Genomic DNA, 24,539 nt, shown 5'->3' with positions numbered 1-24,539 from the left:
TCAGCCTCCCTGCCCGACCGCTGCGGCGATCTCGCTCGGAACGTCCTGCGGCGGCGCGAACGACTGGAAGACGTTGTAGGCGATGAGCCGCTCCCCCGCGTGGAACGGCGGATTGCAGGTCGTGATGGTCATGAGCCGCTCGGTCGGGGTGGCCTGCGGCTGACGGGGCACGGGCAGCAGGACCTGCACGGCTGAGGGCTGCACGTACTCGAAGTTACGGAAGGTGTAGGTGTACCAGCCGTCGGCGGTCTGCACGTAGATCCGGTCGCCGATCCGCAGCTTGGAGAGGTCGATGAAGGTGTTGCCCCATCCCGAGTCGTGGCCGGCGACGGCGAAGTTGCCGACCTGACCGGGCAGCTGCGTGTCGATGTAGTGGCCGACCCCCGCGGTGTAGCTGTTGAGCACGCGCTCGACATCGACGGTCTGACGGATGGTGCGCTTCCAGTCCGGGCCGAGGCGCGGAACATAGATGACCGCGAACGGCTGGTAGGGAGCGGGCTTCGCCATCACCGGCGGATCGACCTGAGCGGTCGACGTGTCGGGCGTGGGCTTCGGCGCCTTCACTGCGTCGTCGATCCACTTCTGGCTCTGCTGCGCCGCCGCGTTCGTCTGCTGGCCGGCCAGCACGAGGTTGTTCCACCAGATCTGCCAGCCGAGGAACAGCAGGACCAGGACTCCCGCCGTGATCAGCAGCTCGCCGAGGACGCCGAGCACCGTCGGGCGGCGATGCGGCCGTCCGGCGCGGGTTTCCCTCGAAGTCACGTCGCTGATTCTAGGGATGCTCGCTGAGAATCGTCACGGTTGTCCACAGGCCCTCCCCCGGACGGGGGGATCAGCGTCCTCCGGAGCTTCCCCGCTACACTGTGGTGCTATGGCACGCAGCAAGTCCAAGACCAGAACCGAGCGCCCCGTCCGCGCCGAGCGCAGCGCCGCGGCATCCGGCGAAGAGGCTCCGAACCCCGTCTGGTTCAAGCCGGTCATGTTCGGCTTCATGCTGCTGGGCCTGATCTGGATCATCGTCTTCTACGTCAGCCAGAACCAGTACCCCATCCCCGCGCTCGGCGCGTGGAACATCCTCGTCGGCTTCGGCATCGCGTTCATCGGCTTCCTGATGACCACCCGCTGGCGGTAGCCCGCGACTCTCCGTGTCTTTTCGGGCCCGGGACGGCGTCAGCCGCCCCGGGCTTCGTGTTTTCCACAGTTGTCCACAGGCACCCTGTGAACAGTTGCCGCGCGTTCTGCGCTGATTTCCCCAGTGTTAATAAGCCTGTGGAGAGTTACAGGCGTGTAATTCCTCACAGTGTTAATAAGCCTGTGGATAACTTATCCACGCCGTGTGGGGAATTACACGAAGAAGTGGACGAGGCTCACGGCGACGAAGATGAGGCAGAGCAACACGAGGAGCGGCAACTGCCAGCGTCGGCGCTGCGGCTGCCGGGTCTCCACATAGATGAGGCCGACCAGGACGCCGCCGATCAGTCCGCCGACGTGCGCCTGCCAGGCGATGTTGAACCCGGGGAGGAATCCGATGCCGAGGTTGATCGCCAGCAGCACGAGCATCTGCGTCGCGCTCCCGCCCAGACGGCGCTGGATGATGAAGAAGGCGCCGAACAGACCGAAGATGGCGCCGGACGCTCCGAGAACGGGCTGGACCGGCGATGCGAGCAGCAGCACGCCCAGAGAGCCCGCGAACCCGCTGATCAGGAAGAGCGCGAGATAACGCGCACGACCGAGCAGGGGTTCCAGCGCCATCCCGAAGATGAACAGCGTGTACATGTTCAGGGCGATGTGGATGATGTTGGCGTGCGCGAACACGCTGGTGAACATCCGCCACGGCTCGAAGGCCACACCGAACGTCCCGCTCGGGTACGAGTAAGCCCCCGCGTACACCAGGGCCGAGTTGACCGGGAGGTTGAGCAGCGATCCCAGCGTCTGGACGATGAAGACGAGCACGCAGACCGCGATGATCGCGTACGTCACGACCGGCGCGCCGGAGCCGGTGAGCCGCGTCACCCACGCCGGCTTCGTGCGGGGGTGGGTGGCACGCTGCTGCGCCATGCACTCCGGGCAGACCACGCCGACGGCAGCCGGGGTCTGGCACTCAGGGCAGATCGTCCGGCCGCACCGCTGGCAGAGCACATAGCTCTGCCGGTCAGGATGCCGGTAGCAGTAGTTCGCGCGTGCGTCGACGGGCTGAGTCATGTGTCCTGCTCGCCCGTCCTTCCTCAGACCTGCTCGATGTCGATGGACTCGATGACGACGTCGTCCAGCGGCCGGTCGCGAGCGTCCGTCGGGACCTCGGCCAGCTTGTCGACGATCTTGCGCGACGCGTCGTCGGCGACCTCGCCGAAGATGGTGTGCTTGCCCTGCAGCCAGGTGGTCGGCGCGACGGTGATGAAGAACTGCGAGCCGTTGGTGCCCCGGCCGCCCTGGATGCCGGCGTTCGCCATGGCCAGGATGTACGGCTGCGTGAAGTCGAGATCGGGGCTGATCTCGTCGTCGAACTGGTAGCCCGGTCCGCCGACGCCCTGTCCGAGCGGGTCGCCGCCCTGGATCATGAAGCCCGGGATGATGCGGTGGAAGACCACGCCGTCGTAGAGAGGAGTCTTCGACTTCTCGCCCGTTGCGGGGTGCGTCCACTCGATCTCGCCCGTCGCCAGCCCGACGAAGTTCCGCACCGTCTTCGGCGCGTGGTTGCCGAAGAGGTTGACCTTGATGTCTCCGTAGTTAGTGTGGAGCGTGGCGACAGCGGTGTGCTTAGACATGGCATCAATTCTTGCACAGCGCGTATAGCTGACTTGGGCGGGCTCGAGACCTCTCGGGCCATCCCCAGCCCTTTCGGTGGCAAGATGGAGTCAGTCGCCACCCCGACCAACGGAGGAACAGATGAGCCTGACACGGAAGCGCAAGAAGGAGCTCAAGCGACTGCGCAGCGGAGCCGAGGACCTGTGGACTCAGCAGCAGGAGGTACTGGCCACCGCCAACGCCCTCGCTGCCGAGGCGCGCAAGCAGGCGGCCTACTACACGCGTGAGGAGATCGCGCCGCGCGTCCGTGACGGCTACGACCAGTACGTGCGCCCCGCGGCTCAGACCGCGAAGGACACGGCGAGCCACTACGCGGGCCAGGCACGCCAGCGCGTCGTGACGGACGTCATCCCCGCTGTGGGCACGGCCGTCGGCACTGCGCTCTCGGTCGTCGACCACGCGCGCGCCGCTCGTGCGGCCGCCTTCTCCGGCGACTTCAAGAAGGCGGGCAAGGAGCTCTCGAAGAAGCCGAAGGCACCCGCGAAGAAGTCCGGCCCCGGCGCCGGTGGTGTGATCGCGATCGGTCTCGGCATCGTGGCCGCCGTCGGCCTCCTCTACGCCGTGTGGCAGACCTTCCGCGCCGACGACGAGCTGTGGGTCGCCGACGAGGAGCCCACGACCCCGACGACGCCCGCGGCCACCGACACGGCGCAGCAGTAGGGTTCGACCACCCGCTCAGGGTCTGTTCGGGGGTTACCCCGATGGTGCGGCGTGCGCGCCGCTGCGAGTCTGGGATGCATGAGCACTTTGATGCGTCCCCGTGATGGCCGTGTGATCGCCGGCGTGTGCGCCGGCTTGGCGAACCGGTTCGGCCTCCGGCCGTGGACCGTCCGCGTCCTGTTCCTGCTGTCGTGCCTGCTTCCCGGCCCGCAGTTCATCGCTTACCTGGTGATGTGGATCGTCATCCCCGGCGAGCAGGGACGCGGCGCCGCGACGGTCTAGCGACGGCCGGTCAGTCCCGCCATCTCGAGTGCCGTGTCGACGAGCTCGACGCGGCGACTCGGGATGCGGTCGAGTGGGAACCACGCCGCCTCGTCGGTGGTGCCGTCGAGTTCGTTGGTGAGCGATCCGCCGACGACCTGCGCGCGGTAGACGATCCGCAGGGCGTGCAGCGGCCCCGCATCCGGTAGGAACCGGTGCTCAGCCGGAATCACTTTCGAGTCGATCCCCAGCAGGTCGCCGGCTTCGGCGACATAGCCGGTCTCCTCCGCGATCTCGCGGACCACGGCATCCACCGGGTCCTCTCCCGGGTCGATGCCGCCGCCCGGCAGGGTCCAGCCCGAGCGGCCGCCGTCGTTCCAGTGCGCGAGCAGGATGCGGTCGCCGTCGACGATGACGCCATATGCAGCCACTCTGATATCCATCGAACCAACGTACTGCCATTGTCGGTGGTCGAGGGCAGACTAGGGGTGATGCCCGAACTGCCGGAAGTCACCGCCCTCGCCGCCGACCTCGATGGCCGGCTGAAGCAGCGTGTCATCGACCGGTTGAGCATCGTCGCCTTCTCCGCACTGAAGACCTTCGACCCGCCGGCCGACGCTTTGCACGGCTTGACGATCACGGGAGTGAGCCGTCACGGCAAGTTCCTCGACATCGCCGCAGGAGAGCTCCACATCGTCGTGCACCTTGCGCGGGCCGGCTGGATCCGTTGGCGCGACTCCCCTCCGCCACCGCCCAACGGGCGCCTGGGCAAGGGCCCTCTCGCTGCCCGGCTCGTTCTGGACGACGGCTCCGGACTCGACATCACCGAGGCCGGAACGAAGAAGAGCCTCGCCATCTACGTCGTGCGCGATCCGGCCGAGGTGCCCGGCATCCAGCGCCTCGGACCCGACCCGCTCGACCCGTCGTTCACCGAGGAGGCGTTCGCAGGCATCCTCGCCGGGCAGGGGCGCGCGCAGATCAAGGGCGTGCTCCGCAATCAATCGCTCATCGCGGGGATCGGGAACGCCTACTCCGACGAGATCCTCCACGTCGCCAAGATGTCGCCGTACAAGCCGGCCAACATGGCGGCCGACGACATCGCCCGCCTGTACGAGGCCATGCAGTCGACGCTGCGGGAGGCTCTCGCCCGAGCGGACGGACTCGCCGCCTCAGAGTTGAAGAGCGAGAAGAAGTCGAACCTCCGCGTCCACGGGCGCACCGGTCAGCCGTGCCCTGTGTGCGGCGACACCATCCGGCAGGTCATCTTCCACGACTCGACCTTCCAGTACTGCCCCACGTGCCAGACCGGCGGCAAGCCGCTGGCCGATCGTGTGCTCTCCCGGCTCCTGAAGTAGTCCGGTTCAGCAGGCGCACTCGAACCCGGGAGGCGCGGTGAGCGGGTCGACCGACCGCTCGATCGGCCCGGAGTCATCCACGGTCGGGAGTCCCTCTCGCGCCCAGTACTCGTAGCCGCCGATCATCTCCCGCACCTCGTAGCCCAACCGGCTGAACGCGAGGGCCGCGCGCGTCGAGCCGTTGCATCCCGGACCCCAGCAGTAGACGACGACGGGCATGTCCAGGGGAATCGACCCCGGCGCCCGACGTTCGATCTCCGCGGTCGGGAGGTGAACGGCTCCCGCCACGCGTCCGTGACTCCATGCGGCGGCGGCCCTGCTGTCGATGAGGACGAAGCGCTCGCCACGCTCGAACGCGGCGTGCACGTCGGACGGATCGGACTCGAAGCGGAGCTTCGCGGCGAAGTGTTGGATGGCGTCTTCGGTCATTGTCGTCATGCCACGAGACTAGGAAAACCCGGCGGCCGGCTGAAGGACCGATCCACGGCCCTCAGCCGCTTCGACCGTCGATCTCATGGCAGAATCACGCCATGACCGTCACTTCCACGTTCGCCGTCGACAGCACCGACCGGAGCATCCTGGCGGAGCTGCAACGCGACGGCCGGCAGTCGATCGCCGAGCTGGCCCGCACCGTCCACATGTCGAACAGCGCGGTGGCCGAACGCGTGCGGCGGCTGGAGGAGGCCGGCGTGATCACGGGCTATCGGGCAGTGATCGACCCCGAGCGGCTGGGCTACGGGATCCTCGCCTACCTGCGACTGCGCTACCCCAGCAGTCAGTACAAGCCGCTCCACGACCTGCTCGCCGAGATCCCTGAAGTCGTCGAGGCGCACCACGTCACCGGAGACGACTGCTTCATCCTCAAAGTGGTCGCAACCTCCATGCGACACCTGGAGCAGATCAGCGGTCGCGTCGGAACACTGGGAAGCGTTACAACGAGCGTCTCGTACTCGAGCCCGTTCCCGACGCGGACGATCGTCCCGCCGCAGCCTGTTACCGAATAGGCGAGTTTCCCTTTCGTGCGATTCGTGGCAAGCTGGTCGCGGGCGAAAAGCTCCCCCGCTCGGACATTCCCGACCGAATAGTCCACCAGAGCGAAAGGAACTATGTTCCGCTTGAGTGAAGCGTGAAGTAGATGGCATCTCCTTTGTTGTCGGGTCGGCGGCAGGTGAGGAATGTCTTTGTCTGACACGCGAAGAGTTCGCGCCCGGTTTCGTCAACTTGCGCTGCTAGAGCCGTACAGCAGCGCCGCTAGACATCTCACCGGTACCGCGACTCGAAGCCCTTTGGTGCCTACGGCTCTGGACGCCCAGCAGACTCTCGAGGGCGAAGTGCTCTGCGGACTGGGGTATCTTCATGAACCGCGGTCCTTCACCGTTGGCGACGGTCCTTTTGTGATTACGCGCATTAGCGCCGAATCGGATTCTCTCACTCTCGAACTGAGCGCTGATTCGGCGCCCGATAAGCTCTGCTACCGCCTACTTCCCTCCTGGGAGCCAGGTTCCGAGACGGTTGACAACGGCATTGTTGGCTTGCGGTATCGCTTGGATTATCGTGCGTCCGCCGTCGACTTCTACTTCCCTGGTAGACGCGCCAGGGTTACGTTCTCGGGAATCGATGTCGATAACTTCGTCCGCCTACGAAACGAGTGGATTCGTTCCGGCGTCGTGGAGTCCATCGACGGGAAGCAAGGTCCTACCCGGCAGGAGCGCGTCAGCGCCTTATACAGACACATCGCAGCACCAGTCGCGAGTGCGTTCGTCCGCAGATTCGGTCTCTTGATGCAACTCGAACCTCGATGGATCGACAGTTGGAGTTCCATGCACCGTTACAGCGTTGAGGTCTCGGTGCACGAACAGTCTCTCCCGGGTATACCCGGGCTGATAGATCAGCTCACGTCGCCGTGGCTGGAACCTCGCTTCTCACGCCGAGGCGATCACGAGACTGTTGGCTACTACATGCCTCTCAGCCTCGAAGGGACAGACCTCGAACTGGACCTACGTTTCACCACGCTATGAGTTCACCCCGCCACAAGAAGCGGTCGAAGCGCAGGATCTCGGAAGCATCGCTGGTGGCAATTCTTGCCGCCGCTATGGGAGTCCTTGGTCAGATCCTCGCGTCGCTCATTTCGCGACTCTAAGTCAATCGATCAGGACACGAACTGTGGAGCCTAGGAGATTCGAACTCCTGACATCCTGCTTGCAAAGCAGGCGCTCTACCAACTGAGCTAAGGCCCCGTATGAGGTGATGGTGGGGATACGAGGACTTGAACCTCGGACCTCTTCGTTATCAGCGAAGCGCTCTAACCGCCTGAGCTATATCCCCGAATGGGCAGATACGAGACTACCCGATCTGCCCGACCATTGCGAAATCGGTCAGTTGTTGGTGAAACCGACCAGCAGACCGCCGGTGATCTTCACTGAAAGGTTGTAGAGCAGCGCGAACACGGCGCCCAGAGCGGTCACCACGACGATGTCGAGGATGGCGACGATGAGCGAGAAGCCCATCACCTGACCGAGCCCCAGGATCGAGCGGAGGTCGCTGCCGCCGGCACCCGAGATGTCCTTGAACAGGCTGTTCACCTGGTCGAAGATGCCGGTGCGGTCGAGCACGGTCCAGATCAGGAACGTGCCGACGATGGCGATGATCGCGAGGCAGATCCCGGCGAGGAACGACAGCTTCACGGTCGACCAGAAGTCGATGTACACCAGCTTCAGCCGCACCTGCTTGGCGGACGCGGGTCGGCGGGACGACTTCTTGGCCAACTTCTCGGCGACGCTACTGCTCATCTACGGTTTCATCCTTCCCGACGGCCTCGGCATCCTCCGCGGGAAGGGAGGATTCGAGATCACGTTCGGTGTTCTTCGCCAGAGCGATGATCTTGTCGGACTCGGCGAAACGTGCAAAGACGACACCCATGGTGTCGCGGCCCTTGGCTGGTACCTCGGCCACGGCAGAGCGTACCACCTTGCCGCTGGCAAGAACCACAAGGACCTCGTCGTCTTCGCCGACGATCAGCGCGCCCACCAGGTCTCCCCGGTCGTCGTTGAGTTTGGCCACCTTGATGCCCAGACCGCCGCGGTTCTGCAGTCGGTACTGGTCCGCAGCGGTGCGCTTCGCGTACCCGCCCTCGGTGACGACGAAGACGTAGCCCTCGTCGGAGACCACCGAGGCGTCGAGCAGCCGGTCGTCGCCGCGGAAGTGCATACCGATGACACCGGAGGTCGACCGACCCATCGGACGGAGGGCCTCGTCGGACGCCGTGAAGCGGATGGACATGCCCTTGCGGGAGACCAGGAGCAGGTCGGAGTCCTCTTCGACCAGCAGCGCGGAGACGAGCTCGTCGTCCTCACGCAGCTTGATCGCGATGATCCCGCCCGTACGGTTGGTGTCGTACTCTTCGAGCGCCGTCTTCTTGATCAGGCCGTCGCGCGTGGCGAGCACGAGGTACTTCGCCGCCTGGTAGTCGCGGATGTCGAGGATCTCGGCGATCTCCTCATCCGGCTGCATGGCGAGCAGGTTGGCGACGTGCTGACCCTTGGCGTCGCGGCCGGCCTCCTGCACCTCGTAGGCCTTGGCGCGGTAGACGCGTCCCTTGTTCGTGAAGAAGAGGAGCCAGTGGTGCGTCGTCGTCACGAAGAAGTGGTCGACGACGTCCTCGCCGCGCAGCTGCGCGCCCTTCACGCCCTTCCCGCCGCGGTGCTGGCTGCGGTAGTTGTCGCTGCGCGTCCGCTTGATGTACCCGCCGCGGGTGACGGTGACCACCATCTCCTCTTCAGGGATGAGGTCCTCGACGCTCATGTCGCCGTCGTAGCCGAACATGATCTCGGTGCGGCGGTCGTCGCCGAAGCGGTCGACGATCTCGGTGAGCTCCTCGCTCACGATCGAGCGCTGGCGCATCGGGTCGTCGAGGATGGCGTGGAACTCGGCGATCTGCTTCTCGATCGCATCGGCCTCGTCGACGATCTTCTGCCGTTCGAGCGCGGCCAGGCGGCGGAGCTGCATGGCGAGGATCGCATCCGCCTGCACGTCGTCGACGTCGAGGAGCGTCTTCAGACCCTCACGTGCGTCGTCGACCGTCGGCGAGCGGCGGATGAGCGCGATGACCTCGTCGAGCGCATCCAGCGCCTTGAGGTAGCCGCGCAGGATGTGGGCACGCTCCTCCGCCTTCCGCAGACGGAAGCGCGTGCGCCGGACGATGACCTCGATCTGGTGGTCCACCCACGCGGTGATGAATCCGTCGAGCGCCAGGGTTCGCGGCACATTGTCGACGATCGCGAGCATGTTCGCGCCGAAGTTCTCCTGCAGCTGCGTGTGCTTGTACAGGTTGTTCAGCACGACCTTGGCCACGGCGTCGCGCTTCAGCACGATCACGAGGCGCTGGCCGGTGCGGCCGGAGGTCTCGTCGCGGATGTCGGCGATGCCGCCGATACGACCCTCCTTGACGAGGTCCGCGATCTTGATCGCGAGGTTGTCCGGGTTCACCTGGTACGGCAGCTCGGTGACGACGAGGCAGACCCGACCCTGGATCTCCTCGATCGTGACGACGGCGCGCATCGTGATCGAGCCGCGACCGGTGCGGTAGGCGTCGTGGATGCCCTTGACCCCGAGGATCTGAGCGCCGGTCGGGAAGTCCGGTCCCTTGATCCGCTTGATGAGCTCCTCGAGCAGCTCCTCACGGGAAGCCTCAGGATGCTGCAGGTGCCACAGAGCACCGTCGGCCACCTCGCGCAGGTTGTGCGGCGGGATGTTGGTGGCCATGCCGACCGCGATGCCGACGGAGCCGTTGACGAGCAGGTTCGGGAACCGGCTCGGCAGGACCGCCGGCTCCTGGGTGCGTCCGTCGTAGTTGTCCTGGAAGTCGACGGTCTCCTCGTCGATGTCCCGCACCATCTCGAGCGCGAGCGGGGCCATCTTCGTCTCGGTGTACCGCGGGGCCGCGGCGCCGTCGTTGCCCGGCGAGCCGAAGTTGCCCTGGCCGAGGGCCAGCGGGTAGCGCAGGCTCCACGGCTGGACGAGACGGACCAGCGCGTCGTAGATCGCCGAGTCGCCGTGCGGGTGGAACTGTCCCATCACGTCGCCGACGACGCGCGCGCACTTCGAGAACGCCTTGTCCGGGCGGTAGCCGCCGTCGAACATCGCGTAGATCACGCGGCGGTGCACCGGCTTCAGCCCGTCACGCACCTCGGGCAGTGCACGCCCGATGATGACCGACATGGCGTAGTCGAGGTACGACCGCTGCATCTCCGACTGCAGGTCGACCTGGTCGATCCTGCCGTGGATGCCGAAGCCGGCCCCGCTCTCGCCCGACACGTTCTCTTCGTCCGTCACAGTCTTCTCTCCCTCGCAATCCCTCGTCGTTCACCCATGCCGGAGCATCAGATGTCGAGGAACCGCACGTCCTTGGCGTTCTTCTGGATGAACGAGCGGCGCGACTCGACGTCCTCGCCCATCAGCGTGGCGAAGATCTCGTCCGCGGCGGCCGCGTCGTCGAGCGTGACCTGGAGCAGCGTCCGGGTCTCCGGGTTCATCGTGGTCTCCCACAGCTCCTGGTAGTCCATCTCGCCGAGACCCTTGTAGCGCTGCACACCGTTGTCCTTCGGGATGCGCTTGCCAGCCGCGAGCCCCTCGGCCAGGAACGCGTCACGCTCGCGGTCGGAGTACACGTATTCGTGCTCGGCGTTGGACCACTTGAGCCGGTAGAGCGGCGGCTGCGCCAGGTAGACGTAGCCGAGCTCGATCATCGGCCGCATGTAGCGGAACAACAGGGTGAGGAGCAGGGTGGTGATGTGCTGGCCGTCGACATCGGCGTCGGCCATGAGCACGATCTTGTGGTACCGCGCCTTCTCCGGGTCGAAGTCCTCGCCGATGCCGGCGCCGAACGCCGTGATCATCGCCTGCACCTCGTTGTTGCCGAGGGCGCGGTCGAGCCGCGCCTTCTCGACGTTGAGGATCTTGCCGCGCAGCGGCAGGATCGCCTGCGTCTCCGGGTTGCGACCCTGCACCGCCGAGCCGCCGGCCGAGTCACCCTCGACGATGAAAATCTCCGAGATCGTCGGGTCCTTCGACTGGCAGTCCTTCAGCTTGCCCGGCATCCCGCCGCTCTCCAGCAGGCCCTTGCGGCGCGCGGTCTCGCGCGCCTTGCGGGCGGCGAGGCGCGCGGTCGCGGCCTGGAGCGCCTTGCGGATGATGTCCCGCGCCTGATTCGGGTTGCGGTCGAACCAGTCGCCGAGCTGATCGCCGACGACCTTCTGCACGAAGGCCTTGGCCTCGGTGTTGCCGAGCTTCGTCTTGGTCTGGCCCTCGAACTGCGGCTCGGAGAGCTTCACGGAGATGACAGCTGTCAGACCCTCGCGCACGTCGTCGCCCGAGAGGTTGTCATCCTTGTCCTTGAGGATGCCCTTCTCGCGCGCATACCGGTTGACCAGCGTGGTCAGGGCAGCGCGGAATCCCTCCTCGTGCGTGCCGCCCTCGTGCGTGTTGATCGTGTTCGCGTAGGTGAACACGCTCTCGTTGTAGCTGGTCGTCCACTGCATGGCGACCTCGAGAGCGATCTTGCGGTCGGTGTCCTCCGACTCGAACGAGATGATCTCGTCGTGGACGACCTCCACCTTCTTCGCGGAGTTCAGGTACTGGACGTAGTCCATCAGACCGCGCTCGTAGAGGAAGACCTCGTGACGCGGAGTGTGCTCCTCGTCGACCTCGCCCTCGACGTGCTCGATCTCGGGCGCGCGCTCGTCGGTGATCGCGATGCGCAGTCCCTTGTTCAGGAAGGCCATCTGCTGGAACCGCGTGCGCAGCGTCTCGTAGTCGAACACGATCGTCTCGAACGTCTCGGCACTCGGCCAGAACGTGATGATCGTTCCGGTGCGGTCCGACGCCTCGCCCTTCTCGAGCGGAGCCTGCGGGACACCGTTGCGGTAGCTCTGCCGCCACACGTGACCCTGTCGGTGCACCTCGACGTCGAGGCGGCTGGAGAGCGCGTTCACGACCGAGCTGCCGACGCCGTGGAGTCCACCCGACACCGCATACCCGCCGCCGCCGAACTTTCCGCCGGCGTGCAGGATGGTGAGGACGACCTCCACCGTGGACTTCTTCTCGACCGGGTGCTCATCGACCGGGATGCCACGACCGTTGTCGTCGACGCGCACAGCGCCATCCGGGAGGATCGTCACCTCGATGTTGTCCGCGTGACCAGCGAGGGCCTCGTCGACCGAGTTGTCCACGATCTCGTAGACCAGGTGGTGAAGACCGCGGGGACCGGTGGAACCGATGTACATCCCGGGTCGTTTGCGGACGGCTTCGAGACCCTCGAGGACCTGGATCTCATTCGCGCCGTATTCGTGTTCCGTCCCGGCCGCGTTCGGTTCCATCGTCATATGAAATTAGGCTCCTGACCGCACTCAACAGTGACGTTCCATTCTACCAAGAGACGGGGGCCGAAATCCCCGAAAACGGCCGTCTGAGGCTTTTTCCGCACTGTGGCGACCTCTTTTGCGCTCTCAGCCGTAAGTATCGCGCGGGCCACGCCCTGGAATCGACCTGGGGCCTCTTTTCCAGGAGGGGGCGTCCGGCCCCTGAAAACGGATCGACTCGATGCCCGCCTCGGGGAATCGCTCCGCGATGCGCGCGAGCAGCTCCGAGCGCATCATCCGCAGCTGCGTCGCCCACGCCGTCGACTCGCATCGGACGACGAGGACGCCGTCGGTGATCTGGTCCGGTTCGGCGTGCTTCGCGGTCTCTTCGCCGGCCAGTTCGCGCCAACCCTCCAGCAGGTCGGACTTCGCGAGGGCGGAGGTCCAGCCGAGCTGCGCCGCGAGCGCGTCGACGACGTCACCGACACCGCGCGGGTCGCGCCCCGACCCGAAGGGCTGGCTGCCGGTCGTGCTCTCTTCGCGACGTGGGCCGCGCCGGTTTCGCGAGGTCGTGCCGGTGAAGAGCGCCTTCAGCCGCAGATAGACGGCCGATGCCTCGCTCTCGCTCGGTGTGTTCCGGGTTGTGCGATCAGGCATCGGGCGTCTCCACGATGCTGCCCGCCTCGATGCGGATGGTGTGCGCGGTGAGTTGGTCCGGCACGTCGTCGTAGACGGCCGCGGTGATGAGCACCTGCTCGTATCCGGCCACGGCGGTTGCGAGCATCCGTCGCCGAGCTTGGTCGAGTTCGGCGAAGACGTCGTCGAGGATGAGCACCGGGTCTCCGGTCGTCGACTCCTGGCGGAGGAGTTCCGCAGATGCCAGCTTGAGAGCCAGGGCGAACGACCACGATTCGCCGTGGCTGGCATACCCCTTCGCCGGGAGAACGTTCAGCTCGAACAGCACGTCGTCGCGGTGCGGTCCGACCAGGGTGAGACCGCGGTCGAGCTCTTTGCGGCGCACGGCTGCGAGCGCCCGGCGGAAGGCCTCGGGGGTCGCGACACCGGCTGAGCCCGTTACATCCTCTTCCGTCGCGCCTTCATCCTCATCGACGTGCGCGCCGAAGATGGTGAGCTGCGGGAGGAGCCGTGGATGGTGGTCGTCGCCGGCGACCGAGCGGTACGCCGCCACGAGGGGATCGCTCAGTCGCCCGACAAGGTCGAGCCGAGCGTCCATCAGCTCGGAACCGAGCTGAACGAGCCGGTCGTCCCAGATCTCGAGGGTGCCGAGCTGGTCCTCCCGGACGCGGGAGGCGCGCGCCGACTTCAGCAGGGTATTCCGCTGCTTCAGAACGCGCTCATAATCGGCGATGACCGCCGAGAATCGCGGATTCCGCTGGATGAGAAGCTGGTCCAGGAACCGCCGGCGGATCCCCGGCTCCCCACGGACCAGGGCGAGGTCCTCGGGTGCGAACAGAACGCTGGAGAAGTACCGCGGCAGCTCACGCGGCTTGATGGCGGCCCGATTCACCTGGGCCCGATTCGGTGAGCTGCGGTTCAGCTGCACCTCGACGAGGATCTCCCGGCCGTCGTGCTGGATCCGTGCCCGGACGATCGCCGCGTCGGCATCTTTCCGGATCATCGCCTGATCGCTCGACACCCGATGCGACCCGAGGGTGCTCAGGTAGCCGAGCGATTCGACGAGGTTCGTCTTTCCCTGGCCGTTGCGGCCGACGAAGAGGTTCGCGCCGGCCGCGAACGGCACCTCCGCAGTGCGGTAATTGCGGAAGTCGGTCAGGGAGAGATGAGTGACACGCACAGAGTTTTCAGTTCACGCGTCTCAGTCGACGGCCTTGACGGCGTGGCCGCCGAACTGGTTCCGCAGGGCGGCGACGGCCTTCATAGCCGGCGAGTCCTCCTGGCGCGAGACGAACCGCGCGAAGATCGAGGCGCTGATCGTCGGAACGGGGACGGCGTTGTTGAGCGCCTCCTCGACGGTCCAGCGGCCCTCACCGGAATCCTGCACGTAGCCTTCGATGTGCTCGAACTCCGGGTCCTGCTCCAGAGCGCGGACGAGCAGGTCGAGCAGCCAGGACCGCACGACGGTCCCGCGCTGCCACGCCTTGAAGGTGCCGGTGACGTCCTTGATGATGTCCTTGCGCGTGTCGAGGAGCTCGTAGCCCTCGGCGTACGCCTGCATCAGCGCGTACTCGATGCCGTTGTGCACCATCTTCGCGTAGTGACCGGCGCCGACCTCGCCGACGTGGACGAATCCCTCGTCGCGCGGACCCTCCGGGCGCAGCGCGTCGAAGACGGGCATGACACGCTCGACCTGCGCGGCCGAACCGCCGACCATGAGGCCGTAGCCGTTTTCGAGTCCCCAGATGCCGCCGGAGACACCGACGTCCATGAAGTCGACACCGCGCGGCGCGAGGAGCTCGGAGTGCTTGAAGTCCTCGGTGAACTTGGAGTTGCCGCCGTCGATGACGAGGTCGCCCTTCTCGAGCAGCGGTTCGAGCTCACGGATCACCGAGTCGGTGATCTGGCCTGCGGGCACCATGACCCAGATCGTGCGCGGCGCGGGGAGCGCCGCCACGAGGTCGGCCACGGTCGCGACGTCAGAGACCTCGGGGTTCGTGTCGTAGCCGGTGACGTCGATGCCGTTCTTCTCGAGCCGGGCACGCATGTTGTTGCCCATGCGTCCGAGACCGATGAGGCCGATGTGCATGATTGTCCTTCTCTTCCTTGCTTCAGCGGCGCCGGGTTCTAGCGCAGGAGCAGGTTGGGCTGGAGCAGATACTTGTAAGAGTCCGCGCCTGCCTGATCCTTGGACGTCTGGCTCGTGATGAGCACAGGGCCCGGCTTGTTGGGGTTCTCGGTCTTGGTGAACGAGATGCGCACGAATTCCGAGTGCACCGCGCCGAGACCATCGAGCAGGAACTGCGGCTTCAATGAAACCACCGTCTCCTGGCCAGTGAGAAGAGCGTCGATGCTCTCGGATGCCTGCGCCTGCTCGGATCCGATCGCTTCCAGCGTCAGCCCGTCGGCGGTGAAGGTGTAGCGGAGCGCGGCCTCGCGCTCGAGGACGAGAGCGACTCGACGGGTCGCCTCGATGAGCTCGGCGGTGTTCATCACCGCGTAGTTGTCGACCTGCTCAGGGAAGAGCCGGCGGACCGGGGGGAAGTTGCCCTTGATCAGGAGCGACGTGACGGTCTTCCTGTCCGCGGTGAACGCGATCAACTCGCGGTCGTCGCGGTTGGTGATGGAGATCGAGACGTTGCCGCTGTGCCCGAAGGTCTTGCCGATTTCGGTGAGCGTCCGGGCCGGAACGAGCGCGGTCACGGGCTCACCGGACGTGGTGCCGTTGTCCCAGTCGATCTCGCGGACGGCGACACGATACCGGTCGGTGGCGACGAGCCCCAGCGTGTTGTCGCCGACCTCGAGCTGCACACCGGTGATGACGGGGGTCACATCGTCGCGCGAGGCGGCGACGCCCACCTGGGCGACGGCTTCGGCGAATTCCTCCGCGGGCACCAGCCCGGCATCGCCGCCGACCTGCGGGATGCTCGGGTATTCCTCGACCGGCATGGACAGCAGGGTGAAGTTCGCCGATCCGGCACGGACGACGATCTTCGACTCCTCGGTCGAGAACTGCACCGGTGCGTTCGGAAGCTTCGAGGCGATCTCGGCGAGGAGGCGACCGGAGACCAGGACACGTCCAGGCTCTTCGACCTCTGCGGCGATCTCCGTCTGCGCAGATACCTCGTAGTCGAATGACGACAGCTGGAGTCCGTTGTCCGTCGTCTCGATGAGGACACCGCTCAGGATGGGCAGGGTTGTCCGCTGCGGCAGGAGCTTCACCGCGAAGGAGACAGCCTCGCTGAACACATCCCGATTGGCTTGAAACTTCACGAAGTCACCTCTGTCGGCTTGACGGTCACGGACGTCACAAATCCTAGCGCCTGCCCTGTGACGCGGATGCGGTGCTCCCTCGACCCCTTGAGGTTGTCGTCTGCCCTCATTGAAAAGAGTTAAGGAGTAATCGTGTTAACTGCTGTGGAAAATGTGGATAACTCTGTTGAGGCCGCGCGATCACAGGGAACTACACGTCGGTGACTTGTTGATGACCTGAGGATTCCGGCTGTTCACAACGATCCGCAGGGGTGGGGCCGAGCGACGCCTTTTCACAGCATCGCGAGCGCAGTCCCCATTAAACGTGTGGTTCTCCGGAAGCTCTCCACAAGTTATCCACAAGTGTTAATAACGCTTTGTCCCCACTCTGGGGATGGATATGTGGATAAGTTCTGCGCTAGAGGGGCGCGTCGCTACTTGCCGTAGCGGTGATTCTGCTTGATCCGGCTCGTGAGCTCGGTGACCTGGTTGTAGATCGAGCGCCGCTCCTTCATGAGCTCGCTGATCTTCTTGTTCGCGTACATGACCGTGGTGTGGTCGCGGCCGCCGAACAGCTGGCCGATCTTGGGCAGAGAGAGGTTCGTCAGCTCACGGCACAGGTACATGGCGATCTGCCGGGCGGTGGCGACCGCCTGCGACCGGCTGGAGCCGTAGAGGTCGTCGACGCTGAGCTTGAAGTACTCGGCGGTGTTGGTGATGATGTCCGTCGGCGCGATGACGTTGTCGTCGTCGAGCGTGATCAGGTCCTTCAGGACGGTCTGAACGAGTGGCATATCCACCGGGGTGCGGTTGAGGCTCGCGAACGCAGTGACGCGGATGAGCGTCCCCTCGAGCTCGCGGATGTTGCTCGACACCTTCGAGGCCATGAACTCCAGGATGTCGTCGGGAACCTGGATCTTCTCGCTCTGGGCCTTCTTGCGGAGGATCGCGATGCGGGTCTCGAGGTCCGGTACCTGGACATCGGTGATCAGGCCCCACTCGAAGCGCGACCGCATGCGGTCCTCGAAGCCGGTGAGGTGCTTCGGCGGGAGGTCGGAGGTGATGACCACCTGCTTGTTGTGGTCGTGGAGCGTGTTGAAGGTGTGGAAGAACGCCTCCTGCGTCTCGACCGCCCTCTGGAGGAACTGGATGTCGTCGATCAGCAGGATGTCGATGTTGCGGTAGCGCGCCTGGAACGACGAGCCGCGGTTGTTCGCGATCGAGTTGATGAAGTCGTTCGTGAACTCCTCGGACGAGACGTATCGGACGCGGATCCCCGGGTAGAGACTCATCGCGTAGTGGCCGATGGCGTGGAGGAGGTGTGTCTTGCCGAGGCCCGAGTCGCCGTAGATGAAGAGCGGGTTGTAGGCCTTGGCCGGCGCCTCGGCCACGGCAACCGCGGCCGCGTGCGCGAAACGGTTGGACTGGCCGATGACGAAGTTGTCGAAGCTGTATTTGGCGTTGAGCCGGGTGTCGCCGCCACGCGGCGGTGCCGTGATCTCGGTGGGCGTCGAGATGACCGGAGCGGACTGCTCGACATAGGAGGGCGCCGATTCGGTCTCCGGCGCAGGGCCGGCCATCGTGTCCTGCTGGATCTCGGGATTGACCACGATCGCGAAGGTGTTGACCTGGAGCTCGTCGTCGAGTGAGCCGATCGCGTGGAGGAGCGGGACCCGGCTGCGCTGCTCGATCATTCCGCGTGTGAACTCGTTGGGCACCTCCAGATAGAAGGTGCCGGCCATGATGCCTTTGGGCTCGACCAGGCTGAGGAACCCGTACAGCTGCGGGGTGATCCGGTCGTCCGTCTCGAGTTTTTCGAGCACGTCCTGCCATGCCGCAGCTATGGACTCTTCGCCGCCTGCCATCGTTCCCCGTCTTCGTCTGTGTTGCGGATGCCGTCAGCCCGACGAGGGGACGAGTCGACCCCCGGTGACTCTCGTCGGGTTGGCGGCTTCGGATGCCGCCGGTGGGTATTCACAGAGTTATCCACCGCTGTGTGAGCAATACCGTAGCGATCTCCGGCCAGAATTGGCATGGCCTGGGGATAACTTTCGACCTCACGGTAACTTGTCCACAGAAGAGCGATCAAATCCGATCGGCGGCATACGTCGGCGCGTCGGCCATCGCTTCCCTGCTAATACCGTGCATAATCAGTGGATTTGACTCGATCGGTTTGACCTCGTCCCACCCCAGGCCGTAGTTTTAATCAGTTGACTTGCGGCCGTTCCGGCTGCCCTGTAACTTTCCTGGCCTCCCCGTGCTGGCTCTTTCTCTCAGCACAGGCCTGTGAAGAGACCACCACGGAGATAGATATGAGCAAGAGAACCTTCCAGCCGAACAACCGCAAGCGTGCGAAGACCCACGGTTTCCGTCTGCGCATGCGCACCCGCGCGGGTCGCGCCATCCTCTCCGCTCGCCGCCGCAAGGGCCGCGAGAAGCTCTCGGCGTAACCGCTTCCGGTGCTCGCGAAAGCCAATCGCATCACGCGGGGGGCGGACTACCGGGCGACCGTACGACGCGGTGCTCGCTTCACTGGAGCGTCCACCGTCACGTACATCCGCCCGAATCCGGACTCCAGTGTGGTGCGATTCGGCTTTATCGTGAGCAAGACGGTCGGTAACGCGGTCATGCGGAACCGGGTCCGGCGCCGGCTCAAGGCCGCCGCCTACGATCTGCTTCCGCTCTACTCTCCGAGTCCGGGCGATAGTGCCGGGCTCGACGTGGTCGTGCGCGCATTGCCAGCCTCCGTTCAAGCACCGTGGGCTAGCCTGCACGAAGAGCTCTCACGGGCATCGTCCCGTTTCACCAGCCGCAGTCATCTCAGTAAGGGCAGCGTCCGTTCATGAACACCGCGCTCGCAGCAGTGCTCCTCGCGCCGCGCAATGCCGCGGTGCTGGTGCTGCGTGCGTATCGGGCCGTGATCTCGCCGCTCTACGGTGACGTCTGCCGGTACTACCCGTCGTGTTCGGCCTATGCACTGCAGGCCATCCAGCAGCACGGCGTGGTCGTGGGCTCGTTCCTCGGCATCCGGCGCATCGCCCGGTGCCACCCGTGGGCGGCCGGCGGGGTCGACGACGTCCCCCCGGCGAAGAAGCCGCGGTATCGGGTGACCCCGTTCGGATTCGTCGTCGCCACCACGCACGGCAGCGTCATCAGTCAGCGAAGGGCCTAGCAACAACACATGGACATCATCGGTACCATCCTCTGGCCCATCAAATGGGTCGTGGAGCTGATCCTCGTCGCCTTCCACTGGCTGTTCACCCAGATGGGGCTGGACCCGGCTGCGGGCATCACCTGGGTGCTGGCCATCGTCGGACTGACGGTCGTCGTGCGCGCCGCGCTGATCCCGATCTTCGTGCGCCAGATCAAGAACCAGCGACGAATGCTGGAGATCGCGCCGCAGCTGAAGAAGATCCAGGATAAGTACAAGGGCAAGAAGGATCAGTTCTCCCGCGAGGCCATGTCGCGCGAGACGATGGACCTCTACAAGAAGACCGGCACCAACCCGCTGAGTTCGTGCCTGCCTCTTCTGCTCCAGATGCCTGTCTTCTTCTCGCTCTTCCAGGTGCTCAACGGCGCCCAGAGCGGCAAGGCGGGTGTCGGTCCTTTGAACGAGACGCTCGCCCAGCAGTTCGGAAATGCGACGCTCTTCGGAGTCGCACCGCTGCACCAGAGCTTCCAGGGGGCGATGAACGCGCACCCCCCGCAGGTCGCCGTCATGATCATCGCGGCCGTTATGGTTATTCTGATGACCGGGTCGCAGTTCCTCACGCAGCTGCAGATCGTCTCGAAGAACATGTCGCCGGAGACCAAGGCGAGCCCGCAGTTCAAGCAGCAGCGCATTCTGCTGTACCTGCTCCCCTTCGTCTTCCTCTTCTCCGGTTTCGCCTTCCCGCTCGGTGTCATGTTCTACTGGCTGACCTCGAACCTGTGGACCATGGGTCAGCAGTTCCTCGTCATCCGCAACATGCCGACCCCCGGATCGGACGCGGCCAAGGCTCGGGAGGCGCGCCTCGCGAAGAAGGGCAAGCTGGTCCAGCCGGATGGCGCGACTGTGCTGACCGTCGAGGAGCAGCCCAAGAAGCAGGTCCAGCGCGTTCAGCCGGTGAGCAAGGCTCGCGCGAAGAAGCAGGCCGGAAAGTAGTTAGGATCTTCAACCGATGACCGACGTGCAGACCTCCTCCCCCGATCCCGCCGACCTCTCCGAGGTGGTGGCGGACGACGCTTCCGTCTCTGTCGAGACGGACGAGCCGACCGCTGCCGACCTTGACCGGGAGGGTGACATCGCGGCCGACTACATCGAGGAGCTGCTCGACATCGCCGACATCGACGGCGACATCGACATCGACACCCGCAACGGTCGTGCGTACATCTCGGTCAACACCGACGACGAGTCGTCCAACCTCTCGCTCCTGGCCAACGCCGACACCGTTGCCGCGCTTCAGGAGCTGACGCGCCTGGCCGTGCAGAACCAGACCGGCGGCTACTCGCGCTTGATCCTGGACATCGCCGGCTCTCGCGACGCGCGCCAGGCCGAGCTGGCGCGTCTGGTCGACCGTGCGATCGAGCGGCTCGATGAGGGGGCGGCGGAGGCTGCACTTCCGCCCATGTCGTCTTACGAGCGCAAGCTTGTCCACGACGTCGTCTCGGAGCGCGGCTACGTGTCGACCTCGCGTGGCGAAGGCCGCGAACGCTACACGGTCATCACGGCCAGCTAGTTTCACGTGAAACTGTGACCGACGTCGAGCACGAACCCGAGGCGGCGGCCGTCCTCTTCGGCGACCGCATCGACCTCGCCCGCGAGTTCACGCACAACATCGCGCAACAGGGTGAGGAACGCGGTCTCATCGGACCCTTGGAACTCCCCCGCCTGTGGTCACGCCACATTCTGAACTGCGCGATCGTCGCTCCCCTGCTTCGGCCGGGGCGAGTTGGGGACGTCGGAAGCGGGGCCGGACTGCCGGGACTGGTGCTCGCCATTGCCCGGCCTGACGTGTCTTTCGTCTTGATCGAGCCGATGGAGCGTCGAGTCGCTTGGCTGAATGAGCAGGTCGCGGAGCTGGGTCTCGACAATGTGGCGGTCCTCCGGGCGCGCGCCGAGGACGCGAGGATCGATGACCCGCTCGACCAGGTGACGGCTCGTGCCGTCAGCGCTTTCCGTAAGCTCCTTCCGTTGACCGCTCCCCTCCTCCGGGACGGCGGTGAGCTCGTCCTGATGAAGGGCGCGGCGGCCCCGGCCGAGGTCGAGGCCGCGACCAAGGAGATCCGGAAGTACAAGGTGACCGATATCGAGGTTCTGACCCTCGGTGAGGGTGTCTTGACAGAAGTCACGCGCGTCATTCGCGCTCGCGTGCGCTGATCCCGGCCGCGCGGCGGTCGCTGCAATCGGGCTTAGGATCTCTCTCTGACAACCGGAGCGCGTGCTTCCGTTGCGTCAGAGCCATTCTGAGGCGATGTTCGACGCTGGCTCCCGTCTCGATTTCGGGTCTGCGGGCATGTTTCGCGGTCGCGACAGGGACAGAGCGTGTTCGCGACATCGTTGACTCTCCCCCTCGGAGCTGACTGACCGTCGGCCGGCGTATTCTCTCTTGAGCGTGACAGCGCTTGAGTGATGCCAACGTCGACGACCTGGGCGTGCTCTCGTCTCGGGGAGCCGCGCCGACCGCTGACGGGACCCGGAAGACGAGCTGATTGGACGGCGTGTGCACCTCGCGCGCCTTCGTGTGCGGGTTAGGGCAACGCAGTTGTCCCAGTCCAGGCTCTACTCGTTTCTTATGGTCGTCGGCGCATGTTCAGGCGAGAGGCCGGGGCGACCGGCCCGAACGCATGTGCGGCGACCGGGTGGAGGGCGCGCTGCGCTGTTCGGCGCCCGTGGATCCTTGGACACTCGCCGCCTCAGCGAGCCCATATTCGGACGCGTCGGTGTTTCACGTGAAACGCCGACGGGGCGTGATGGTCCGGCGATCACTTTCACGTTCGCTGGGTTGGACGGCAGTCGCTCGGTCGGTTATAGCGCTGCGAGTCCGGTCCGGCCAGCGCGCCCAAAGGCGGAACCGCCGCATGTTTCGACCAGGGACGAGGAGCCGAGGAGTGAGGACTCTGGCTGTATCTGGGGTCGACTCCGCGGGCGGAAAATGCGGATCACCGCCCTAAGGGGGTGCGTCTCAGCTTCGTCCTCCCCCGACCGGGCGTCGAAGACCTGAGTCCTTCGAATGGAAAGACTCCCCTGGTTTGCGGCTTTTGAGCCTACCCACGACCTGAGCTAACTCGCCAGTTCCCCGGAGGCGCCGCTGCGGGTGGTGGGACTCGGGGGTGACGGAAGGCGAGATGACAGGTGAGCGCGATATCAGCGCCACCTGAGTCCGTGAACGATTCGCGGGAGTTCACTAGCTCCCGAGCTCATGGTGACCGATGTTTCGACGTACGGAAACGGACGGACGGACGGTAAAGGACGGGCTGTGTCTTAGCGGCGCTGGGCCCGCCACTTGGAGTCATTGTGCACCGTCGGCCGCGCACCATGCAGGATGCGGCGCAAGTTTCACGTGAAACAGCCGGCTGGCGACCTCGAGTAGAAGCGCGCTCTGTAGCGAGCTTCGTGCCGGATTCAGCGCCGGACCTTGGTACCAGGGCTGGTGCTGGGCTTCCGCGGTCGGCTTTTGCCACGAGTTGCGTAGGGCGTGGATGGCGGGGTTTTCTGAGGCGTGGGTGGCGGGCTTTCGTGGCGAGGTTGGGTAGGGCGGGCGTGGGGGGCTTCCGCAGAGGGCTTTCGTGGCGAGGTTGGGTAGGGCGAGCGTGGCGGGGCTTCCGCAGAGGTCTTTCATGGCGAGATTGCGTGAGGCGTGCGTGGCGGTCTTTCGTGGGGCTCCCGCAGCGGGTTTTTGTTGCGGGGTTGCGTGAGGCGTGGGTGGCGGGGTTGCGTGAGGCGTGGGTGGCAGGGTTGCGTAGGGGATGCGTGACGGGCTTTCGCGGGGCTTCCGCAGGGGGTTTCGTGGCGGGGTGTCGAGGGACTTTTGCAGCAGGCTTATGTCGGGGTTGCTGGCGCTTGCGCAGCGGGCTTTCGCGGCGGCCCTGCGGCGGGGGGCGGAAGTCCGCAACCGGCACGGCCCCGTGGGTGCTTGAGAGGATTGGGGCGGGACTCCGCACCCTGTAGCCACGGCAAGCTGGGCAGGCGTGATGTCGTTTCACGTGAAACGATGCGGATTCCCGACACATCGCCATGGGATCGGCGGAGTCTGACCGGACGTGCAAGGGCTGAGGGAGCTTGGCAGACCATTCGACGCGCGCCGCTCAGCTCGCCATGAGAGCAAGCGCTCCGTTCGCCACCGTTCCTCGTCGTGAATTGACTCGGACAGGCCCTCCGGTTTCGATTCCGACCGCGTGCGCGCAGCAGCGGGCCAGCGCATGACGCGGGAGGACTCCAGGACAGACACACATGCTCCCCGCCGACTCAAGAGCGGCCGTTCGGGTATGGACGCGATCTGCGATTGGTGACGCGGATCCCGTGAAGCTACGACTAGGTTCCCGATCGATACATCTGCCAGGCGAGTCGGGCCGGGTGCACTCGGAAGGCGGGCGGCGTGACTCAATCGGGCGATAGGGCTGCCGCCTGTAAGGATGGAAGGCCGAGCGTGTAACGGAACAGCTGGCGGGCAGCGGCAACTTGCAAGCCGGGTCGGGTGCGCTCGGAAGGTGGGGTGGCGCGATTCAATCGGGCGATAGGGCTGCCGCCGGTGAGGTTGGAAGACCGAGCGGACGACGGAACAGCCAGCGGGCAGCGGCAAACTTGCAAGCCGGGCCGGGTGCACTCGGAAGGTGGGGTGGCGCGATTCAATCGGGCGATAGGGCTGCCGCCGGTGAGGTTGGAAGACCGAGTGGACCCCCGGAAGTAGTGGCGGGCAGGGGTAAGTTGAGGAGCGCTGCCGCGAGCCCTAGAGCACTGTCGGACCCGCGCGGCGTCAACCCCTCGTAGCCGAACGACGGCGTGCGACTCGCAGCATCCACCACCATTCATGGCCAGCGATCACCCATGTGTGGATTGCGGCTGGACCGCGCGCCTTCGGAAACCGGGCGACCGGGGCCCAAGCACTCCCCCAGCCAGACCGCCGCAATCCTGCTCATTCCCCATCGGCCCGCCGGGGTACTCGTTAGTACCGCAGGACTCGAGACACTCCGGCCAGTCGACCATGCTGGCTCCGTGGGTGAATTCAGGCTTCGC

24 protein-coding genes and 2 tRNA genes are annotated in these 24,539 nt (G+C 65.4%); 11 read left to right on the top strand and 15 right to left on the bottom strand.

What is annotated here, in order from left to right; genetic code table 11:
* Complete coding sequence (locus tag AXZ95_RS00640) at window positions 1–762, bottom strand: class E sortase (RefSeq protein ID WP_231371155.1); 762 nt, start codon at window positions 760–762, stop codon at window positions 1–3.
* A gap of 109 nt (window positions 763–871) precedes the next feature.
* On the opposite strand from AXZ95_RS00640, the gene AXZ95_RS00635 reads away from it, so the two are divergent.
* Window positions 872–1,132, top strand: a complete 261-nt coding sequence (locus AXZ95_RS00635) for a cell division protein CrgA (protein ID WP_018189048.1) — start codon at window positions 872–874, stop codon at window positions 1,130–1,132.
* Between the two features lie 212 nt (window positions 1,133–1,344).
* Here the strand turns inward: AXZ95_RS00635 and AXZ95_RS00630 are convergent, their stop codons facing one another.
* A complete protein-coding gene (locus AXZ95_RS00630; protein WP_026306991.1) occupies window positions 1,345–2,202 on the bottom strand; it encodes a rhomboid family intramembrane serine protease in 858 nt (285 codons plus the stop codon).
* Between the two features lie 23 nt (window positions 2,203–2,225).
* Window positions 2,226–2,765, bottom strand: a complete 540-nt coding sequence (locus AXZ95_RS00625) for a peptidylprolyl isomerase (RefSeq protein WP_018189046.1) — start codon at window positions 2,763–2,765, stop codon at window positions 2,226–2,228.
* 121 nt (window positions 2,766–2,886) lie between these two features.
* Here AXZ95_RS00625 and AXZ95_RS00620 point away from each other — a divergent pair, with 121 nt between their 5' ends.
* Both AXZ95_RS00620 and AXZ95_RS00615 read left to right on the top strand, forming a co-directional pair.
* Window positions 2,887–3,465: a hypothetical protein gene (locus tag AXZ95_RS00620; RefSeq protein ID WP_018189045.1), complete on the top strand. Its 579-nt coding sequence runs from the start codon at window positions 2,887–2,889 to the stop codon at window positions 3,463–3,465.
* A gap of 78 nt (window positions 3,466–3,543) precedes the next feature.
* Window positions 3,544–3,747, top strand: a complete 204-nt coding sequence (locus AXZ95_RS00615; protein WP_029042900.1) for a PspC domain-containing protein — start codon at window positions 3,544–3,546, stop codon at window positions 3,745–3,747.
* On the opposite strand, the gene AXZ95_RS00610 is transcribed toward AXZ95_RS00615, so the two are convergent.
* Window positions 3,744–4,169 (bottom strand): NUDIX hydrolase, encoded by a 426-nt coding sequence (locus tag AXZ95_RS00610; RefSeq protein WP_026306989.1) that lies wholly within the window; start codon window positions 4,167–4,169, stop codon window positions 3,744–3,746. The two genes, AXZ95_RS00615 and AXZ95_RS00610, sit on opposite strands and share 4 nt — an antisense overlap.
* Window positions 4,170–4,217: 48 nt before the next feature.
* Here AXZ95_RS00610 and AXZ95_RS00605 point away from each other — a divergent pair, with 48 nt between their 5' ends.
* Complete coding sequence (locus AXZ95_RS00605) at window positions 4,218–5,081, top strand: DNA-formamidopyrimidine glycosylase family protein (protein ID WP_018189042.1); 864 nt, start codon at window positions 4,218–4,220, stop codon at window positions 5,079–5,081.
* Window positions 5,082–5,087: 6 nt separating this feature from the next.
* On the opposite strand, the gene AXZ95_RS00600 is transcribed toward AXZ95_RS00605, so the two are convergent.
* Window positions 5,088–5,510: a rhodanese-like domain-containing protein gene (locus tag AXZ95_RS00600; RefSeq protein ID WP_018189041.1), complete on the bottom strand. Its 423-nt coding sequence runs from the start codon at window positions 5,508–5,510 to the stop codon at window positions 5,088–5,090.
* Between the two features lie 101 nt (window positions 5,511–5,611).
* Between AXZ95_RS00600 and AXZ95_RS00595 the strand changes: the two genes are divergently transcribed.
* Window positions 5,612–6,085 carry an Lrp/AsnC family transcriptional regulator gene (locus AXZ95_RS00595; protein ID WP_018189040.1) on the top strand — a complete coding sequence of 158 codons (474 nt, stop codon included), beginning with the start codon at window positions 5,612–5,614 and terminating at the stop codon, window positions 6,083–6,085.
* Between the two features lie 1,160 nt (window positions 6,086–7,245).
* Here AXZ95_RS00595 and AXZ95_RS00590 read toward each other — a convergent pair.
* The 10 genes from AXZ95_RS00590 to dnaA form a co-directional block, all read right to left on the bottom strand.
* Window positions 7,246–7,318 (bottom strand) — tRNA-Ala (locus AXZ95_RS00590).
* 11 nt (window positions 7,319–7,329) lie between these two features.
* A tRNA-Ile gene (locus AXZ95_RS00585) sits at window positions 7,330–7,406 on the bottom strand.
* A 50-nt stretch (window positions 7,407–7,456) separates the two neighbouring features.
* A complete protein-coding gene (locus AXZ95_RS00580) occupies window positions 7,457–7,870 on the bottom strand; it encodes a DUF3566 domain-containing protein (protein ID WP_018189039.1) in 414 nt (137 codons plus the stop codon).
* A complete protein-coding gene (gyrA, locus tag AXZ95_RS00575) occupies window positions 7,860–10,412 on the bottom strand; it encodes a DNA gyrase subunit A (protein ID WP_018189038.1) in 2,553 nt (850 codons plus the stop codon). The genes AXZ95_RS00580 and gyrA overlap by 11 nt, the downstream gene beginning before the upstream one ends.
* A 47-nt stretch (window positions 10,413–10,459) precedes the next feature.
* Complete coding sequence (gene gyrB, locus AXZ95_RS00570) at window positions 10,460–12,460, bottom strand: DNA topoisomerase (ATP-hydrolyzing) subunit B (protein WP_018189037.1); 2,001 nt, start codon at window positions 12,458–12,460, stop codon at window positions 10,460–10,462.
* A gap of 123 nt (window positions 12,461–12,583) precedes the next feature.
* Entirely contained in the window at window positions 12,584–13,093 is a 510-nt protein-coding gene (locus tag AXZ95_RS00565; RefSeq protein ID WP_018189036.1) for a DciA family protein, read from the bottom strand.
* A complete protein-coding gene (recF, locus tag AXZ95_RS00560) occupies window positions 13,086–14,252 on the bottom strand; it encodes a DNA replication/repair protein RecF (protein ID WP_018189035.1) in 1,167 nt (388 codons plus the stop codon). Before recF ends, AXZ95_RS00565 begins: the two co-directional genes overlap by 8 nt.
* Window positions 14,253–14,273: 21 nt before the next feature.
* Window positions 14,274–15,161 (bottom strand): phosphogluconate dehydrogenase (NAD(+)-dependent, decarboxylating), encoded by an 888-nt coding sequence (gene gnd / locus AXZ95_RS00555; RefSeq protein WP_018189034.1) that lies wholly within the window; start codon window positions 15,159–15,161, stop codon window positions 14,274–14,276.
* Window positions 15,162–15,199: 38 nt separating this feature from the next.
* Entirely contained in the window at window positions 15,200–16,345 is a 1,146-nt protein-coding gene (gene dnaN, locus AXZ95_RS00550; RefSeq protein ID WP_020076179.1) for a DNA polymerase III subunit beta, read from the bottom strand.
* Between the two features lie 413 nt (window positions 16,346–16,758).
* Window positions 16,759–18,189 (bottom strand): chromosomal replication initiator protein DnaA, encoded by a 1,431-nt coding sequence (gene dnaA, locus AXZ95_RS00545; protein WP_018189032.1) that lies wholly within the window; start codon window positions 18,187–18,189, stop codon window positions 16,759–16,761.
* Between the two features lie 447 nt (window positions 18,190–18,636).
* Between dnaA and rpmH the strand changes: the two genes are divergently transcribed.
* The 6 genes from rpmH to rsmG are packed head-to-tail and all read left to right on the top strand — an operon-like array spanning window position 18,637 to window position 21,683.
* Window positions 18,637–18,774 (top strand): 50S ribosomal protein L34, encoded by a 138-nt coding sequence (rpmH, locus tag AXZ95_RS00540; RefSeq protein WP_018189031.1) that lies wholly within the window; start codon window positions 18,637–18,639, stop codon window positions 18,772–18,774.
* Between the two features lie 9 nt (window positions 18,775–18,783).
* Window positions 18,784–19,170 (top strand): ribonuclease P protein component, encoded by a 387-nt coding sequence (rnpA, locus tag AXZ95_RS00535; RefSeq protein WP_081626578.1) that lies wholly within the window; start codon window positions 18,784–18,786, stop codon window positions 19,168–19,170.
* Window positions 19,167–19,496: a membrane protein insertion efficiency factor YidD gene (yidD, locus tag AXZ95_RS00530; protein ID WP_018189030.1), complete on the top strand. Its 330-nt coding sequence runs from the start codon at window positions 19,167–19,169 to the stop codon at window positions 19,494–19,496. The genes rnpA and yidD overlap by 4 nt, the downstream gene beginning before the upstream one ends.
* Window positions 19,497–19,505: 9 nt before the next feature.
* Complete coding sequence (gene yidC / locus AXZ95_RS00525; protein ID WP_018189029.1) at window positions 19,506–20,468, top strand: membrane protein insertase YidC; 963 nt, start codon at window positions 19,506–19,508, stop codon at window positions 20,466–20,468.
* A gap of 16 nt (window positions 20,469–20,484) precedes the next feature.
* Window positions 20,485–21,042, top strand: coding sequence for a R3H domain-containing nucleic acid-binding protein (locus tag AXZ95_RS00520; protein WP_018189028.1), 558 nt, complete (start codon window positions 20,485–20,487; stop codon window positions 21,040–21,042).
* A 14-nt stretch (window positions 21,043–21,056) separates the two neighbouring features.
* A complete protein-coding gene (gene rsmG, locus AXZ95_RS00515; RefSeq protein ID WP_018189027.1) occupies window positions 21,057–21,683 on the top strand; it encodes a 16S rRNA (guanine(527)-N(7))-methyltransferase RsmG in 627 nt (208 codons plus the stop codon).
* Window positions 21,684–24,539: the final 2,856 nt, after the last annotated feature.

Origin of the sequence: Leifsonia sp. 115AMFTsu3.1, assembly GCF_004362795.1 — a bacterium.
Taxonomy (GTDB): Bacteria; Actinomycetota; Actinomycetes; order Actinomycetales; family Microbacteriaceae; genus Leifsonia.
This window is presented reverse-complemented; position numbering and strand designations above follow the sequence as displayed.

Bases quoted from the DNA above. Each gene is read 5' to 3' on its own strand.
- AXZ95_RS00580 (WP_018189039.1), bottom strand. From the start codon at position 7,870: ATGAGCAGTAGCGTCGCCGAGAAGTTGGCCAAGAAGTCGTCCCGCCGA.
- AXZ95_RS00595 (WP_018189040.1), top strand. From the start codon at position 5,612: ATGACCGTCACTTCCACGTTCGCCGTCGACAGCACCGACCGGAGCATC.
- gnd (WP_018189034.1), bottom strand. From the start codon at position 15,161: ATGCACATCGGCCTCATCGGTCTCGGACGCATGGGCAACAACATGCGT.
- AXZ95_RS00615 (WP_029042900.1), top strand. From the start codon at position 3,544: ATGAGCACTTTGATGCGTCCCCGTGATGGCCGTGTGATCGCCGGCGTG.
- AXZ95_RS00635 (WP_018189048.1), top strand. From the start codon at position 872: ATGGCACGCAGCAAGTCCAAGACCAGAACCGAGCGCCCCGTCCGCGCC.
- AXZ95_RS00630 (WP_026306991.1), bottom strand. From the start codon at position 2,202: ATGACTCAGCCCGTCGACGCACGCGCGAACTACTGCTACCGGCATCCT.
- rpmH (WP_018189031.1), top strand. From the start codon at position 18,637: ATGAGCAAGAGAACCTTCCAGCCGAACAACCGCAAGCGTGCGAAGACC.
- AXZ95_RS00600 (WP_018189041.1), bottom strand. From the start codon at position 5,510: ATGACCGAAGACGCCATCCAACACTTCGCCGCGAAGCTCCGCTTCGAG.
- AXZ95_RS00565 (WP_018189036.1), bottom strand. From the start codon at position 13,093: ATGCCTGATCGCACAACCCGGAACACACCGAGCGAGAGCGAGGCATCG.
- AXZ95_RS00520 (WP_018189028.1), top strand. From the start codon at position 20,485: ATGACCGACGTGCAGACCTCCTCCCCCGATCCCGCCGACCTCTCCGAG.
- AXZ95_RS00625 (WP_018189046.1), bottom strand. From the start codon at position 2,765: ATGTCTAAGCACACCGCTGTCGCCACGCTCCACACTAACTACGGAGAC.
- dnaA (WP_018189032.1), bottom strand. From the start codon at position 18,189: ATGGCAGGCGGCGAAGAGTCCATAGCTGCGGCATGGCAGGACGTGCTC.
- AXZ95_RS00610 (WP_026306989.1), bottom strand. From the start codon at position 4,169: ATGGATATCAGAGTGGCTGCATATGGCGTCATCGTCGACGGCGACCGC.
- yidD (WP_018189030.1), top strand. From the start codon at position 19,167: ATGAACACCGCGCTCGCAGCAGTGCTCCTCGCGCCGCGCAATGCCGCG.
- yidC (WP_018189029.1), top strand. From the start codon at position 19,506: ATGGACATCATCGGTACCATCCTCTGGCCCATCAAATGGGTCGTGGAG.
- gyrB (WP_018189037.1), bottom strand. From the start codon at position 12,460: ATGACGATGGAACCGAACGCGGCCGGGACGGAACACGAATACGGCGCG.
- AXZ95_RS00620 (WP_018189045.1), top strand. From the start codon at position 2,887: ATGAGCCTGACACGGAAGCGCAAGAAGGAGCTCAAGCGACTGCGCAGC.
- AXZ95_RS00605 (WP_018189042.1), top strand. From the start codon at position 4,218: ATGCCCGAACTGCCGGAAGTCACCGCCCTCGCCGCCGACCTCGATGGC.